A 15,071-nucleotide genomic window follows, 5' to 3' on the forward strand; every position below is an offset into this window, starting at 1 on the left:
CAAGGGCCAGGCGACACCATGTGGATCCGCAGCGAAACCGGAGCCGACCACGCCGCGATCCGCGCCGTCGTGGACGCCGCGTTCGCGCAAGCGCCCTATGCGTCCGGTACCGAATCGCGCATCGTCGAAGCGCTGCGGCGCGAAGACGCGTTGAGCATTTCGCTGGTGGCCGACATCGACGGCCGCGTCGCAGGCCATGTGGCCATCTCGCCCGTCTCCATCGCAGGCACAACCGGCTGGCACGGCCTTGGCCCGGTCGCGGTCGCCCCGGCCGAGCAGGGACATGGCATCGGTTCCGCATTGGTGCAGGCAGCGCTCTCCGAATTGCGCACTGCCGGCAGTCTGGGCTGCGTAGTGCTCGGCGAACCCGGCTATTACGCCCGCTTCGGCTTCGATGCGGTCGAAGGGCTGTCGTACCCCGATGCGCCGCCGGGATACTTCATGGCGCTTGTGTTCGGCGAAACCGTGCCGCGCGGCGTCGTGTCCTATCACCCCGCATTCTCCCTTGCCAATGGCTGACCTCGTCCTTCGCGCAGCCCTGCCCGGCGACTTCGCGCGCATCGTCGCGCTCAACGACGCCGAAGTGACCGCCACCAGCGCGATGGACGTGGCGCGCCTGGGCCTGCTCGATGCGCTCGCCGCGTACCACAGGGTCGTCGAGCTGGAAGGCCTGGTCGTCGCGTTCCTGCTCGCGATGGACGATGGCGCGGCCTACGACAACGACAATTTCCGCTGGTTCGCCGCCCGCTATCCGCGCTTTCTCTATGTCGACCGGATCGTGGTCGACGCCGGCCACGCCGGCCTCGGCCTCGGTAGCCGGCTGTATCGCGACCTGTTCGAGCACGCGCGCCGTGCCGGCATCGGCACGGTCGTGTGCGAATACAATCTCGAGCCGCCCAATCCCGCGTCGGCGGCCTTCCACGCACGCTTCGGCTTCAATGAGGTCGGCACACGCCGGCTCGCCGATGGCAGCAAGCGCGTCTCGATGCAGGCCGCAAGCGTCCCGCCCCACGGATCGACAGGAACACTGCCATGAAACTGCTGGTCATCGGCTCGGGCGGTCGTGAACATGCGCTGGCCTGGAAGCTGGCGCAGTCGCCGCGGGTGACCGAAGTGCTGGTCGCGCCCGGCAACGCCGGGACCGCGCGCGAGGACAAGTGCCGCAACATCGACATCAAGGCCACCGACATCGATGGCTTGCTGGACCTGGCCCGGCGCGAAGAGGTGGCCCTGACCGTGGTCGGGCCCGAGCAACCCCTGGTGGTCGGCGTGGTCGACATGTTCCGCGCCGCCGGGCACCGCATTTTCGGCCCGACCGCGGCGGCCGCGCAGCTGGAAGGCAGCAAGGCGTTCGCGAAGGATTTCCTGGCGCGGCACGGCATTCCCACCGCGTTCTACGCCGTGCACACCGATGTCGACCAGGCGCTCGCCTACATTCGCGACAAGGGCGCGCCGATCGTGATCAAGGCCGACGGCCTGGCCGCGGGCAAGGGCGTGATCGTGGCGACCACACTGGCCGAGGCCGAAGCGGCGGTGCGCGACATGCTCGAGGGCAACGCCTTCGGCGAGGCCGGCGCGCGGGTGGTGATCGAGGAGTTTCTCGAAGGCGAGGAAGCCAGCTTCATCTCCATGGTCGACGGCCGTACCGCGCTGCCGATGGCGACCAGCCAGGACCACAAGCGCGTCGGCGACGGCGACACCGGCCCCAACACCGGCGGCATGGGCGCGTATTCGCCCGCACCGGTGGTCACGCCCGAGGTACATGCACGGGTACTGCGCGAAGTGGTGGAACCCACCGTGCGCGGCATGGCCGCCGACGGCATCCCGTTCACCGGGTTCCTGTATGCGGGGCTGATGATCGACGCCAGCGGCGCGCCCAAGGTGATCGAATTCAACGTGCGCTTCGGCGATCCGGAAACGCAGCCGGTCATGCTGCGCCTGCGCAGCGACCTGGTGGAACTGGTGGAAGCTGCGATCGACGGCGCGCTGGCGGGGGTCGAAACGCATTGGGATCCGCGCCCTTCGCTGGGCGTGGTGATGGCGGCCGAAGGTTATCCCGGTACTCCGCGCATCGGCGATGCGATCAACAGCCTCGACGTGCCCGACGTGAACGACACCAAGGTGTTCCACGCCGGCACCCGGCTCGAAGACGGCAATGCGGTCACCGCCGGCGGTCGCGTACTGTGCGTGTGCGCGCTCGGCAACAGCGTCGAGGACGCCCAACGCAAGGCCTATGCCGAAGTTTCGGGCATTTCCTGGCACGGCGAATTCCACCGCCATGACATCGGCTGGCGGGCGATCGAACGCGAGCGCAGATCGGCTACATAAGCCGTCGCCCACGGACGACCGGGCCTTGGACATTCGCTTTCGCCGATCGTGGGCGACAAGCGGATCGAGCACCGGAACCACGGGACAGGACTGGGGCGCGAACCAATGCGCTGGTGATTGGCGTCGGCGCGTCCGGCCAGATGCCCTCGGGCGTCAGGATTCGAGGTCGTTGTCGAATGGACGCCGTTCCGCTGCACGTGTCCGACAGGGCGCACTAATATGAAGCGCCGACCCGGGCGCAGGATCTTCGATCGTTCGCGCGCGCCCGGTGTTGCCCCTGCCCCCCCACGGAGAACTGGCTATGAGCACGATCACCACCCAAGACGGCGTCGATATCTTCTACAAGGACTGGGGCCCCAGGACCGCCCAGCCGATCGTCTTCCACCACGGCTGGCCGCTCTCGAGCGACGACTGGGATACCCAGATGCTGTTTTTCCTCGAGCAGGGCTACCGGGTCATCGCCCACGACCGGCGCGGGCATGGGCGCTCCAGCCAGGTCAGCGATGGTCACGACGTGGATCACTACGCTGCCGACGCCGCGGCCGTCATGGAACATCTCGACCTGCGCAACGCAGTGCATATCGGCCATTCCACGGGCGGTGGCGAGGTCGCGCGGTACGTCGCGCGCGATGGCAAGGGTCGTGTTGCCAAGGCGGTCCTGATCAGTGCCGTGCCGCCGATCATGGTCAAGACCGATGCCAACCCCGGTGGTCTGCCGATCGAGGTGTTCGATGGCCTGCGGGCCGCGCTCGCCGCCAATCGCGCGCAGTTCTTCCGCGATCTTCCCAGCGGCCCCTTCTACGGCTTCAACCGTCCTGGTGCCAAGGTCGACGAGGGCGTCATCGCCAACTGGTGGCGGCAAGGCATGAACGGAAGCGCGAAGGCGCATTACGAGGGCATCAAGGCCTTCTCCGAAACCGACTTCACCGAGGACCTCAAGGCGATCGACGTGCCCACCCTGGTCATGCACGGCGATGACGACCAGATCGTGCCCATCGCCGATTCCAGCCTGCTTTCGGTCAAGCTGCTGAAGAACGGCACGCTCAAGGTCTACGAAGGCTATTCCCACGGCATGTGCACCACCAATGCTGACGTGATCAACCCGGACCTGCTCGCCTTCATCAAGAGCTGAGTCTGCCCGCGCATGCCCGGCGCGAAGCCCTGGGAGGGTGCTTCGCAAGCAGTACGCGGGGCAAGGCGTGCGGCGCCCGCAGCGGCGGCGGTCCTGGAGTGATATCTGGAGACGGTCGCCGGAGCCAGGGCGGTCGCCGCTCGCCTGCCCGACTCGCTGCGCGGCCCGCACGCCGGTGCAATGGCGCGACGCGCAGGAAGCAAAGGGGCGGTCACCAACGACCCGAAGGATTGATCTGGGTCAATCCCCCGCACGCTCGATCTGGCGACAGTGGCGCATCTGTCCGTGAGGAAGATCGCATGCCTCCCAAAGACCTCGTGGTGTTCATCGAGCCGCACCGCGGTGACAGCCAACGCCTCGCATACGCCGTGGCGCTGGCCAAGCGCTGGCAGGCGCACCTGATCGCAACGTTCGTCACCCAGCCGCTGGCGCTCAACCCGCACGCGGCGTTTGCGGTCGGAGCCGCACTGTCCACCATGCTGGCCGACTATCGGGACGACGCGGCGGCCGCACAGGCCAGAGCGCGTTCCGAGTTCGATCATCTGGTGGGGCAGCGCAGCTTTACCGGCGAATGGCGCGTCTCCGATGACGAGACCGGTGAGGCCTTGATGCTGCACGCGCGGCACGCAAGCCTCGCCATCCTAGGTCCGCCCGCCCGCCGGAACACGCAGACGACGGCGCTTGGCCTCGCCGAGCGCATGATTTTTGCTTCGGGACGTCCCTGCCTGCTGGTGCCCGATTCATGGTCGCCCGAGCGGATCGCCAGCCGCATCGTCGTGGGCTGGAACGGGGGTCGCGAAGCCACCCGCGCCATCGCCGATGCAATGCCGCTGCTGACCGCGGCCGAAGCGGTACACCTGGTCGTCGTGCCCGACACCCGGATCCAGGCGCTGTACGGGGAGGACCCGGGCGCGGACATGGCCGCGCACCTGGCACGGCAGGGCGCGTCCGTGGTGCTCGAACAACGCCGGGGCGAAGACGCCGGCGCGGTGCTGCTGGAGCGCTGCGAGGCGATCGACGCCGACATGCTGGTGGTTGGCGCGATGGGCCGATCGCGGATCAGCGAATTCATCCTCGGCGGCGCGACACGCACCATCCTGGAGCGGGCCGGCCTGCCGGTGCTGCTCTCGCGCTAAGCACCCCGGTCCCGGATCTTTGCCGCAGGCACGGGACGAGGCTGCACACCCAGCCTGGCCAGCTGTCTCCGTGGGTAGTTGCGGCCTGAAAAGACAACGGGCTATTGATCTGCCGGCCTGCTACGGGCCGTTCGCAAAGCCATGCGCCCCAGGCATCTTCTCAATCAACCAGTCAGTACTCCGAGGCGCTGTCGTCCCGCGGTCGGCAGCTGCGTCCGTTTTTCTTTCGGCTTGATGTAACCATTCGTCCCCTCGCGCGAAGTCTCCTGATGCGAGCGGCGCCCGGACTGCCATACGCGGTTCGTCGGCCTCGCTACTACCCATTCCCAGGAGAACTTCCATGACGACCCGTTTCCGGTCCGCGGTTCCCGCCTTGGCCCTCGTTGCTGCGCCGGGTTTGGCCCGGCGTCCGGTCGGGGTGTCGCTGGACCATCTGGTTGCGCGTCGTGTGCGTGCCTAGGCACGCGCGCGCTTGGTGATCGCATCGGACCGTCGCATCATGGCCGAGATCCTTCCCTTCCCGAAACCGGAGCAGGCGACTCCCATGCCCCTGCGCAGCGTATCGGCTACCCCCGCGGGCCCGTCCGGGCAGACGCGGGACAGCGGGGAAGCCTGGGGCGCGTGGATGGTCAGCGCCCAGGACGGCGATCGCGACGCGTACCACGCGCTGCTGGTCGGGATCACGCCCTACCTGCGCGCCATCGCCCAGCGCTACCTCGGTCGCGGCGACGATGCGGAAGATGCGGTGCAGGAAATCCTGCTGGTCGTGCATGACATCCGCCACACCTACGAGCGCGGGCGTCCGTTCAAGCCGTGGCTGAGCACGATCGCGACGCGCCGCTGCATCGACCTGCTGCGGCGCCGCGCGCGCCGGTTCCAACACGAATTCACCACGGACGAGGATCTGGATCATCTGCAGGAAGCCGCGTCGACGCCGGACGAAACCACCGCGCGCCTGCACGACGCGCGCAGCGTGCGCGATGCGGTCGCCGGCCTGTCGCCGAAACAGCAGGAAGCGATCCGCCTCGTGCACCTGGGCGAGATGTCGCTGGGCGAGGCTTCGGCGCAGAGCCGGCAGAGCGTCGGATCCTTGAAAGTGGCTTGCCATCGGGCGCTGAAGACGTTGCAGCGGACCCTCGGCAGCAAGGGGGCAGGACCATGACTGATACCAACATCCTGATCGAACAGCTGGCAGCGCGCGCCAAACCCGTGCGGCCGCTCGCGTCGCCGATGCGGCGCACGGCGTTGTGGATCGCGATGGCGAGTGCCATCGTCGCGCTGATCGCCGCCGCCATCGGCCTGCGTCCGGGGCTGGCCGCCGAGCTCGCCGCCGCGCCGGCGCTGATCGAATGGGTCGCCAGCGTGCTGACCGGGATTCTCGCCGCCTATGCCGTGTTCCAGATCAGCGTGCCTGGCCGTTCGCCGGCCTGGGCCTGGCTGCCGGTGCCGACCCTGCTGTTGTGGCTCAGCGGGCTGGGCTGGGGCTGCCTGCGCGATCTCGCCCGCATCGGCAGCGACGCCTTCCTCTTCCAGCTCAGCAGCTGGCATTGCGCCCTGGCGATCACCATGACCGGCGTGCCGCTGGGCCTGGTGCTGCTGCTGATGGTGCGCCATGCCGGCGTGGTCCGGCCCAGGGCGACCGCGATGCTGGCGGCGCTGAGCGCCGCGGCGCTGTCGGCCGCGGGCGTCACCCTCATTCACGGCCACGAGAGCGCACTGATGGTGCTGGTCTGGCACCTGGGCGCAGTGGCGCTGCTGTCGCTGCTGTGCCTGCTGTTCGGCCGCCCGCTGTTCTCGTGGATCGGGCACGCGCGGCGCTGATCTGTTTTTGTCCGCTGCCCGAAGGAAGTAAGTCGTCACTCCAGCGGAAGCTGGAGTCCACACCGACCTCGTTCCTGAAATCGCAATATCAATGGATTGCGGCTGACCAGCCTCGCTGTTGCAAAGCGCTTCGCTGGAATGACGAAAGTCCTCCACTTTCCTACGAAGGAAACGCATGTCCCGTTCGAGAACCCGCCTGATCTTCGCCGTCGTGCTGGTCGTTGCCGCTTTCGCGCTGTGGCGCAGCGGGCTGCTGGGCGAGCTCAGCCTGGAAGCGCTGAAGGCGCGGCAGGATTCGCTGCAGGCGTGGACGGCGGCCAATCCGTGGTATGCAGCCGGCGCATTCTTCGTGTTGTATGTCGTGGTGACCGGCTTGTCGCTCCCGGGCGCGGCCGTGCTCACGCTCGCCGGTGGCGCGCTGTTCGGCCTGCTCGAAGGCACACTGCTGGCCTCGTTCGCCAGTTCGATCGGCGCCACGCTCGCCTTCCTCGCCTCGCGCTTCGTGTTCCGCGACGCGCTGCGCGACAAGTACGGCGAGCGCCTGCGCACCTTCGACGAGGGCATCGCGCGCAACGGCGCGTACTACCTGTTCACCCTGCGCCTGGTGCCGGTGTTCCCGTTCTTCGTGATCAACCTGCTGGCGGGGTTGACGGCGCTGAAGACGCGAACCTTCTACTGGGTCAGCCAGGTCGGCATGCTGCCCGGCACCATCGCCTACGTGTATGCCGGCACCCAGCTGGCGCGCATCCGCGAGCCGTCCGACATCCTGTCGCCGGGGCTGATCGGCGCGTTCGCGCTGCTGGGCTTCCTGCCGCTGATCATGCGCGGGTTTACGCGCTGGCTGGCGGCGCGGCGCGTGTACCGCGGGCACACGCGCCCGCGCCGCTTCGACTACAACCTGATCGTCATCGGCGCCGGATCGGCCGGGCTGGTGTCGGCCTACATCGCCGCGACCGCGCGCGCCAAGGTGGCGTTGATCGAGCGCGACCGCATGGGCGGCGACTGCCTCAACACCGGCTGCGTGCCGTCGAAGGCGCTGTTGCGCAGCGCGCGGCTGATGGCCGATGCGCGCAACGCCGGGCGCTACGGCATCGCCAGGGTCGATGTCCAGATGGACTTCGCCCAGGTCATGGCGCGCGTGCACGAGGTCATCCGCAAGATCGAGCCGCACGACTCGGTGGAGCGCTACACAAACCTTGGCGTCGAGGTCATCACCGGCGAGGCGCGGATCGTGTCGCCGTGGGAAGTCGAAGTCGGCGGCAAGCGCCTGAGCGCGCGCAGCCTGATCATCGCCACGGGCGCGCGACCGCTGGTTCCCAGCATCCCCGGTCTCGATAGCGTCGCGTACCTCACTTCGGAGAACCTGTGGGAGTTGCGGGCGTTGCCAAAGCGCCTGCTCGTGCTCGGCGGCGGCCCGATCGGCTGTGAGCTGAGCCAGGCCTTCGCGCGCCTGGGCAGCGAGGTGACCCAGGTGGAAATGGCGCCGCGCCTGCTGCCGCGCGAGGACGCCGACGCCGCGGCCGAGGTCGCGTCGCGCTTTCGCGCCGAAGGCGTACGGGTGATGACCGGCTGCAAGGCGCTGCGGGTCGAGCGCGACGGCGAGGGCGATTGCCTGGTCTGCGCGAAAGACGGCGAGGAAGTCGCCCTGCCCTTCGACCGCCTGCTGCTGGCGCTGGGCCGCAAGGCGAACGTGGAAGGCTTCGGCCTGCAGGAGCTCGGCGTCGAGATCCGGAAGAACGGCACGGTGGAAGCCGACCCGTTTTTGCAGACCAGCTTCCCCAACATCCTGGTGGCCGGCGATGTCACCGGCCCCTACCAGTTCACCCACGTCTGCGCACACCAGGCGTGGTACGCCTCGATCAACGCGCTGCTGTCACCACTGTGGCGCTTCAAGGCCGACTACCGCGTGATCCCGTGGGCGACGTTCACCGATCCGGAAGTGGCGCGCGTGGGCCTGTCGGAAGACGAGGCCAGGGCGCAGGGCATCGCAGTGGAAGTGACCAGATACGGACTGGACGATCTCGACCGCGCGATCGCCGATTCGGCGGACCACGGCTTCGTCAAGGTGCTCACGCCGCCGGGCAAGGATCGCATCCTCGGCGCGACCATCGTCGGCGAACACGCCGGCGACCTGCTCGCCGAGTTCGTGCTGGCGATGAAGCACGGCCTGGGCCTCAACAAGCTGCTCGGCACGATCCACATCTATCCCACGCTAAGCGAGGCCAACAAGTACGCCGCCGGCGCGTGGAAGCGCGCGAACGCACCGCAGGGCCTGCTGCAATTCGCCGCGCGTTACTTCGCGTGGCGACGGGGCTGATCGCATGGCACTGATCCTGCTCGTGCTGGTCACCCTGGTGCTCGCCGCCGCCAACGGCGCGAACGACAACATCAAGGGCGCGGCGACCCTCGTCGGCTCAGGGATCGTGGGTCATCGCGGCGCCATCGCGTTCGCCACGCTCGCCACCGCGGTGGGCGGCGTGGCGTCGATCTACCTGGCCAATGGCCTGCTGATGGCGTTCAGCGGCAAGGACATCGTGCCGGATGAGATCACCGCCTCGCTCCCGTTCCTGCTTGCGGTCGCGAGCGGTGCGGCGATGACCGTGTGGCTGGCGACGTGGACCGGCATGCCCGTCTCCACCACCCACGCCCTGCTCGGCGGCTTGCTGGGCGCCGGTGTCGCCGTGGTGCCACAACAGGTCGGCTGGGTAGTCGCCACGAAGGCGATGCTGCTACCGCTGCTGATTTCGCCGCTGCTGGCCTTGCTGCTGGCGCTGGTGCTGGTGCCGGCGGTGCGACACCTGCGGGCGCGGCCGGCGCAAAACGATCCCTGCGTGTGCGCCGACATCCAGATGGTGACCGACAGCCCGGCGCTGGCCGCCGCGCGCACCACGATCACCTTCGCCACCGCGGGCGCTAGGGCATGCGCGCCAGCGCCCGGCCGGGCGATCGCCTCGCTTCCGGTTCGTGTGTGGCTGGACCGCGCGCACCTGGGCAGCGCGGCTGCGGTCAGTTTCGCGCGCGGTTTGAACGACACGCCGAAGATCGCGGCGCTGATGGTCGCTGGCGGCGGCGGACTGGGGATCGGGACGGCCTCGATCACCGTGGTGACGGCCATGGCGCTGGGCGGCCTGCTGGCGTCGCGCCGGGTGTCAGACACTCTCGCGCATAAGGTGACCCGGATGGATGCCGGCGAAGGCCTCAGCGGCAACCTGGTCACGACCGCCCTGGTCATGGGCGCATCGCGCTTCGGCCTGCCCGTATCGACCACGCACGTGAGCACCGGCGCGCTGTTCGGCATCGCCGCGGGCAACGGCAGCGGCCACGCCGAGGTGATCCGCCGGATCCTGCTGGCCTGGTGCGTCACATTGCCGCTTGCGAGCGTGCTCGCCTTCGGCTTCGGACTCCTTCTGCGTTGATTTCCTGGTGACCCAATGAACCTGCACACCATTCACGATGATGTCCGCCACTACTACGGCGACGTGCTCCAGTCCACGCGCGACCTGCGCACCGGCGCCTGCTGTCCGGCGGAGGCCATGCCGGCGGCGCTGCGTGCACTGCTCGAGGATGTGCATCCGGAAGTGAAGGACCGTTTCTACGGCTGCGGCTCGCCGCTGCCGCCGGCGCTGGAAGGCCGGACCGTGCTGGATCTGGGCTGCGGCACCGGGCGCGACGTCTACCTGCTGTCGCGCCTGGTGGGCGAACCCGGCAGCGTCATCGGTGTCGACATGACGCCGGAACAACTGCAGGTCGCCACCCGCCACCAGGCGTGGCACGCGCAGCGCTACGGCCATGCGCAATCCAACGTGCGCTTCGTCGAGGGCTACATCGAGCGGCTCGCGGACTGCGGCATCGCCGACGCCAGCGTCGACGTGGTCGTGTCCAACTGCGTGCTCAACCTGTCGCCCGAGAAGGAACATGTATTCGCGGAGATCTTCCGCGTGCTCAAGCCCGGCGGCGAACTGTATTTCTCCGATGTGTTCGCCGACCGCCGCATCCCCGACGCGTTGCGCAGCGATCCGGTCCTGCTGGGCGAATGCCTGGCCGGAGCGCTGTACGTCGAGGACTTCCGCCGCATGCTCGATCGACTGGGTTGCGCCGACGCGCGCTGCGTCAGCCAGTCGCCGATCCCGCTGCTCGACCCGCAGATCGAGGCCCGGATCGGCATGGTCGGATTCCGCTCGATGACGATGCGCGCGTTCCGCCTGCCGCTGGAGGATCGCTGCGAGGATTACGGCCAGCTCGCCACCTATCGCGGCAGCATCGCGGGCCTGCCGCACGCCTTCGTGCTCGACGACCACCATCGCTTCGAGACAGGAAAACCCATGCTGGTGTGCGGCAACACTTTCGACATGCTGGCGCAGTCGCGCTACGCGGCGCACTTCGACCTGCATGGGGACAAGCGCGTCCATTTCGGCCTGTTCGATTGCGGTACCGGGCCGACGACTGCGACCGCCGCCGCCGGCGCCTGCTGCTGAAGTCCATGAGCCCGAGTCTCGCCATCGTCGTCCCTGCCGGTCCCGGCGATCGCGCCTGGGAGGGCTTGCTGCCGCAGCTGGCCGCTGCGCGGCCGCGCGAGGTCATGCTCGTGCTGGCGCAAGGCGATGACGAGGTCATGGGCGCGTTGCCGGCAAACGTCACCGTGATCCGCTCCGCCGCCGGGCGCGCTCGCCAGCTCAACGCCGGCGCAGCCCGAATGAATGCGGACTGGCTGTGGTTCCTGCACGCCGATTCCCGGATCGTGGCTTCGACCCTCGACGCCTTGCATCGCTTCGTCGAAGCCGACGAAACCGCTATCGGCTACTTCGACCTGCGCTTCCTGCACGATGGTCCGCGCCTGATGTTCCTCAACGCGTTGGGAGCGCATATGCGCAGCCGCCTGCTCGGGCTGCCGTTCGGCGACCAGGGCCTGCTGATGCCGCGGCGCGTGTACGACGCCATCGGCGGCTTCGACGAGCATGTCGGCGCAGGCGAGGACCACGCTGCGATCTGGGCGGCACGCGCGCTCGACATTCCGCTGCGCGCGTTGCGCGCGCCGGTCTACACCAGTGCGCGCAAGTACGCGCAACGCGGCTGGTGGGCCACCACGCGCGACCACGTGCGCGCGACTGCGCAGCAGGCGCGGCGTTTCTCCCGTCCGGAGCAGGTGTCATGAGCTGCGGCATTGCCATCTTCGTCAAGACGCCGTCGCTGTCGCCGGTGAAGACGCGGCTGTGGCCGGGGATCGGGCGTCGTCGCGCGGAGGCGCTGTACCTGTCGTCGGCACAAGCCGTGGCCTCGGTGGCGATGCAGACGCGCGACCAGGGCGGTATCGAGCCGTACTGGGCGGTGGCGGAAGACGCCGCGCTTACTGTCGAGGCATGGACCGACCTGCCGCAGCTGCCGCAAGGCATCGGTTCCCTGGGCGAGCGCATGGCGCAGGTCTACGCGCGGCTGCGTCAAGCCCATCACGCGGCGATCCTGATCGGCGCCGATGCGCCGCAGCTGACCGCGCACGCACTGCAGCGGGCGGCAGTTTGGTTGTCCGGCGTCGAGTCGCGCCTGGCGATCGGCCGCGCCGCCGACGGCGGCTTCTGGCTGTTCGGCGGCAACGCGTCGCTGCACGACGACGCGTGGACCGGCGTGCGCTACAGCGCGCCGGATACCGCGGCGCAGTTCATGCACGCCATGCACGGAACCGGCGCCTGGCTCGAACTGGAAACGCTGCACGACCTCGACACCGTGGACGACCTCCCCCACGTGCGCACCGGCCTGGCGGCACTCGCCGCGCCGACCCCGGCGCAACTGCGGCTGATAGGCGAACTCGAGGCGCTGTCCGACATCGCGGAGGCCAGCACATGAACGCCTGGTGGCTCGCGCATGCCGGCCCCACCAGGTTGCTGGTCGTCGCCGCCCTGCTGCTGGCGCTGCTGTTGTGTCAGCGCGCGTGGCCCACGCGCGGCGAAGCGCCGGTACGCGGGCGGCGCTGGCGCAACCTCGGCCTGGCGGCGGTGTCGACGCTGCTTGTCTACCTGATCCTGCCGCTCACCGCGGTGACGTTCGCCTGGCAGATGACGAGTCGCGGCATCGGCCTGCTGGCCATGGTCGATATGCCCGCGGCGCTGGAATTCGCGGTCGCGATCGTGGCCCTGGATCTGGCGATCTACTGGCAGCACCGCTGGTTCCACGTGGTGCCGCCGCTGTGGCGCATCCATCGCGTCCATCACAGCGACCTGCAGTTCGAGGTGACGCTGGGCCTGCGCTTCCACCCGGCGGAGATACTGCTGTCGATGCTCTACAAGTTTGCCGTCATCGCCGCGCTCGGGCCGTCCGTGGCTGCGGTGGCGGTGTACGAAATCCTGCTCGCCGGGTTCGCGCTGCTGACCCACGCCGACATCGCCATCCCGCATGCCTGGGACCGGCAGCTGCGGCGCGTGCTGGTGACGCCGGACTGGCACCGCGTGCACCACTCGGTGCACCGGGACGAGACCGACAGCAACTACGGCAACATCCTCTCGCTGTGGGACCGGCTGTTCTGCTCGCGCGTCGAACAGCCGCGCGACGGCCACCGCGGCATGACGATCGGCCTCGACCAGTTCCGCGACTCGCAGGAGCAGACGCTGATCGCGCTGCTGCGGCAGCCGCTGGCCCGCGACACCCGCCTTCCCGCCCACCGGCAATAGACCCCCATGCACGACACCTGGCCCCTGCTGAAAGACAGCGACTTCCCCGAGATCGAGCGCGGCGCGGTCACCACGCTGCAGCTCAACCTCGGCTACCGCTGCAACCTGAGCTGCATCCACTGCCACGTCAACGCGAGCCCGCGCCGGACCGAGGCCATGGACCAGGCCACGATGCAGCTGGCGCTCACCGTGGCCGAACGCCTGCAGGTCCAGAACCTCGACCTCACCGGCGGCTCGCCGGAAATGAACCCGCGGTTCCGCTGGCTGGTCGAGCAGGCGAAATCCGCGGGCCTGCACGTGATGGACCGGCTCAACCCGACCATCATGGAAGAGCCCGGCTACGACTGGGTCGGCGGCTTCCTCGCACGCCATAAAGTCGAAGTCGTCGCATCGCTGCCCTGCTACAGCCAGGACAACGTCGATGAGCAACGCGGCGACGGCGTATTCGAAAGTTCGATCCGCGCGCTGCGGACACTCAACGCGCTCGGCTACGGCCAGCCCGGCAGCCCGCTGCAGCTCAACCTGGTCTACAACCCCAACGGCGCATTCCTGCCGCCGGCCCAGGACGCGCTGGAGCGCGACTACCACCGCCTGCTCGGCGAGAATTTCGGCATCGTCTTCCACCGCCTGTACGCGCTGGCGAACATGCCGATCCAGCGCTTCGGTTCCTGGCTGCTGTCCAAGGGCCAGTTCCAGGGCTACATGGACACGCTGCGCAACGCGCATCGCGAGGAAAACCTGGCGTCGGTCATGTGTCGCTCGACCCTGAGCGTGGGCTACGACGGCCAGCTCTACGACTGCGACTTCAACCAGATGTTCAAGCTGCCGCTGGCCGGGCGCGAGCAACCGACCCACCTGCGCGACCTGCTCGACCACGACATGCCGCGCCGGATTGCTGTCGCAGGGCACTGCTACGGCTGCACCGCCGGCCAGGGCTCCAGCTGCGGAGGCGCACTCACATGAATGCCGCAATGCCGACGTCGAACCGCACGTGGCGCGTACTGTTCCTGTGCACGCACAACTCGGCGCGCAGCATCCTGGCCGAAGCGCTGGCCACACACCTCGGACAAGGGCGGCTGCAGGGCTACAGCGCCGGCAGCCAGCCCTCGGGCACGGTCAATCCGCACGCGCTGGCCACCCTGCAACGCCTCGGCTGCCGCGTCGACGGTCTGCGCAGCAAGTCCTGGGAGGAGTTCATCGGACCAGATGCGGTGCCCATGGACCTGGTCATCACCGTCTGCGACAACGCGGCGCACGAGATCTGCCCGGTGTGGCCGGGAACTCCGGTGCCGACGCACTGGGCCTGCCCGGATCCTACTTCCACCCGTGGCGGCGCGCATGCAACCGCGCGCGCCTTCCAGCAAACCGCCGAACTGATCGCCGATCGCATCCAGCGCCTGCTCGTGCTGCCGCTGGATGCGATGGACGCCGCAGCGATCGGCATCGCGCTGGCCGCAATCGCCCAGGACACCCGGCCGGCCGCGCTCGAACCCGTCACCTGACCTGGAGAAACCCGATGTCTTCGCCAACCCGAAAGCTCGAAATTTCGCTGCTCGCGCTGCGCGTGAGCGTAGCCGCGGTGATGCTGGTCTGGGCCGTGGACAAGCTGGTGCGGCCGGAACATTCCAGCAGCGTGTTCGCCGGCTTCTATGGCATGCCCGGCGTCGGCGAGGGCATCGTCGTCGGCCTGGGTGTCGTGCAGTTGTTGCTGGTGCTGGCGTTCCTGGCGGGTGTCGCCCGCACCTGGACCTATGGTGCGATCCTGCTGCTGCACGCCGCGTCCACCTTCGTGTCCTGGCGCCAGTACCTGGCGCCGTACGAGGGCCCCAACATCCTGTTCTTCGCCGCCTGGCCGATGCTCGCGGCGTGCCTGACCTTGTTCCTGTTGCGCGACCAGGATCGCCTGTGGGTGGCCGGCAAGCCGGCATGACGCCGTCATCGCCAGATCGCGCAAACCGTCGCCCGGCACGCACGCGCCATTCGCACCCCGGGGCT

General features: G+C 68.6%; 16 protein-coding genes. All 16 read left to right on the plus strand.

Annotated elements, in window-relative coordinates:
• Nucleotides 1–18: 18 nt before the first annotated feature.
• A complete protein-coding gene (locus MC380_RS17140) occupies nucleotides 19–519 on the plus strand; it encodes an N-acetyltransferase (RefSeq protein WP_242101483.1) in 501 nt (166 codons plus the stop codon).
• Nucleotides 512–1,036: a GNAT family N-acetyltransferase gene (locus MC380_RS17145; protein ID WP_242101484.1), complete on the plus strand. Its 525-nt coding sequence runs from the start codon at nucleotides 512–514 to the stop codon at nucleotides 1,034–1,036. Before MC380_RS17140 ends, MC380_RS17145 begins: the two co-directional genes overlap by 8 nt.
• The gene (gene purD, locus MC380_RS17150; RefSeq protein ID WP_242166213.1) at nucleotides 1,033–2,328 is read left to right on the plus strand and encodes a phosphoribosylamine--glycine ligase; all 1,296 of its coding nucleotides are present in this window, start codon (nucleotides 1,033–1,035) and stop codon (nucleotides 2,326–2,328) included. Before MC380_RS17145 ends, purD begins: the two co-directional genes overlap by 4 nt.
• 301 nt (nucleotides 2,329–2,629) lie before the next feature.
• On the plus strand, nucleotides 2,630–3,460 hold the full coding sequence (locus MC380_RS17155; RefSeq protein WP_242166215.1) for an alpha/beta hydrolase: 831 nt from the start codon (nucleotides 2,630–2,632) through the stop codon (nucleotides 3,458–3,460).
• Nucleotides 3,461–3,690: 230 nt separating this feature from the next.
• Complete coding sequence (locus MC380_RS17160) at nucleotides 3,691–4,596, plus strand: universal stress protein (RefSeq protein WP_242166217.1); 906 nt, start codon at nucleotides 3,691–3,693, stop codon at nucleotides 4,594–4,596.
• Nucleotides 4,597–5,140: 544 nt separating this feature from the next.
• Entirely contained in the window at nucleotides 5,141–5,758 is a 618-nt protein-coding gene (locus tag MC380_RS17165) for a sigma-70 family RNA polymerase sigma factor (protein ID WP_242166219.1), read from the plus strand.
• Nucleotides 5,755–6,417, plus strand: coding sequence for an NrsF family protein (locus MC380_RS17170; RefSeq protein ID WP_242101489.1), 663 nt, complete (start codon nucleotides 5,755–5,757; stop codon nucleotides 6,415–6,417). Before MC380_RS17165 ends, MC380_RS17170 begins: the two co-directional genes overlap by 4 nt.
• Nucleotides 6,418–6,592: 175 nt before the next feature.
• Entirely contained in the window at nucleotides 6,593–8,734 is a 2,142-nt protein-coding gene (locus tag MC380_RS17175; protein ID WP_242166221.1) for an FAD-dependent oxidoreductase, read from the plus strand.
• A gap of 4 nt (nucleotides 8,735–8,738) precedes the next feature.
• Complete coding sequence (locus tag MC380_RS17180; protein ID WP_242166223.1) at nucleotides 8,739–9,833, plus strand: inorganic phosphate transporter; 1,095 nt, start codon at nucleotides 8,739–8,741, stop codon at nucleotides 9,831–9,833.
• 15 nt (nucleotides 9,834–9,848) lie between these two features.
• Nucleotides 9,849–10,892, plus strand: a complete 1,044-nt coding sequence (locus tag MC380_RS17185) for a methyltransferase domain-containing protein (protein WP_242166225.1) — start codon at nucleotides 9,849–9,851, stop codon at nucleotides 10,890–10,892.
• Between the two features lie 5 nt (nucleotides 10,893–10,897).
• On the plus strand, nucleotides 10,898–11,569 hold the full coding sequence (locus MC380_RS17190; RefSeq protein ID WP_242166229.1) for a glycosyltransferase: 672 nt from the start codon (nucleotides 10,898–10,900) through the stop codon (nucleotides 11,567–11,569).
• The gene (locus MC380_RS17195) at nucleotides 11,566–12,255 is read left to right on the plus strand and encodes a DUF2064 domain-containing protein (RefSeq protein WP_242166232.1); all 690 of its coding nucleotides are present in this window, start codon (nucleotides 11,566–11,568) and stop codon (nucleotides 12,253–12,255) included. Before MC380_RS17190 ends, MC380_RS17195 begins: the two co-directional genes overlap by 4 nt.
• Complete coding sequence (locus MC380_RS17200; RefSeq protein ID WP_242101495.1) at nucleotides 12,252–13,076, plus strand: sterol desaturase family protein; 825 nt, start codon at nucleotides 12,252–12,254, stop codon at nucleotides 13,074–13,076. The genes MC380_RS17195 and MC380_RS17200 overlap by 4 nt, the downstream gene beginning before the upstream one ends.
• 6 nt (nucleotides 13,077–13,082) lie before the next feature.
• Nucleotides 13,083–14,039, plus strand: a complete 957-nt coding sequence (gene arsS, locus MC380_RS17205; RefSeq protein WP_242166240.1) for an arsenosugar biosynthesis radical SAM (seleno)protein ArsS — start codon at nucleotides 13,083–13,085, stop codon at nucleotides 14,037–14,039.
• A gap of 8 nt (nucleotides 14,040–14,047) precedes the next feature.
• Nucleotides 14,048–14,578: an arsenate reductase ArsC gene (locus tag MC380_RS17210; protein ID WP_242166245.1), complete on the plus strand. Its 531-nt coding sequence runs from the start codon at nucleotides 14,048–14,050 to the stop codon at nucleotides 14,576–14,578.
• Nucleotides 14,579–14,592: 14 nt separating this feature from the next.
• Nucleotides 14,593–15,006: a MauE/DoxX family redox-associated membrane protein gene (locus MC380_RS17215; RefSeq protein WP_242166247.1), complete on the plus strand. Its 414-nt coding sequence runs from the start codon at nucleotides 14,593–14,595 to the stop codon at nucleotides 15,004–15,006.
• The last annotated feature ends 65 nt before the right edge of the window (nucleotides 15,007–15,071 follow it).

Source organism: Lysobacter sp. M15 (assembly GCF_022662515.1).
In the GTDB taxonomy this organism is placed as follows: Bacteria; Pseudomonadota; Gammaproteobacteria; order Xanthomonadales; family Xanthomonadaceae; genus JAKPBU01.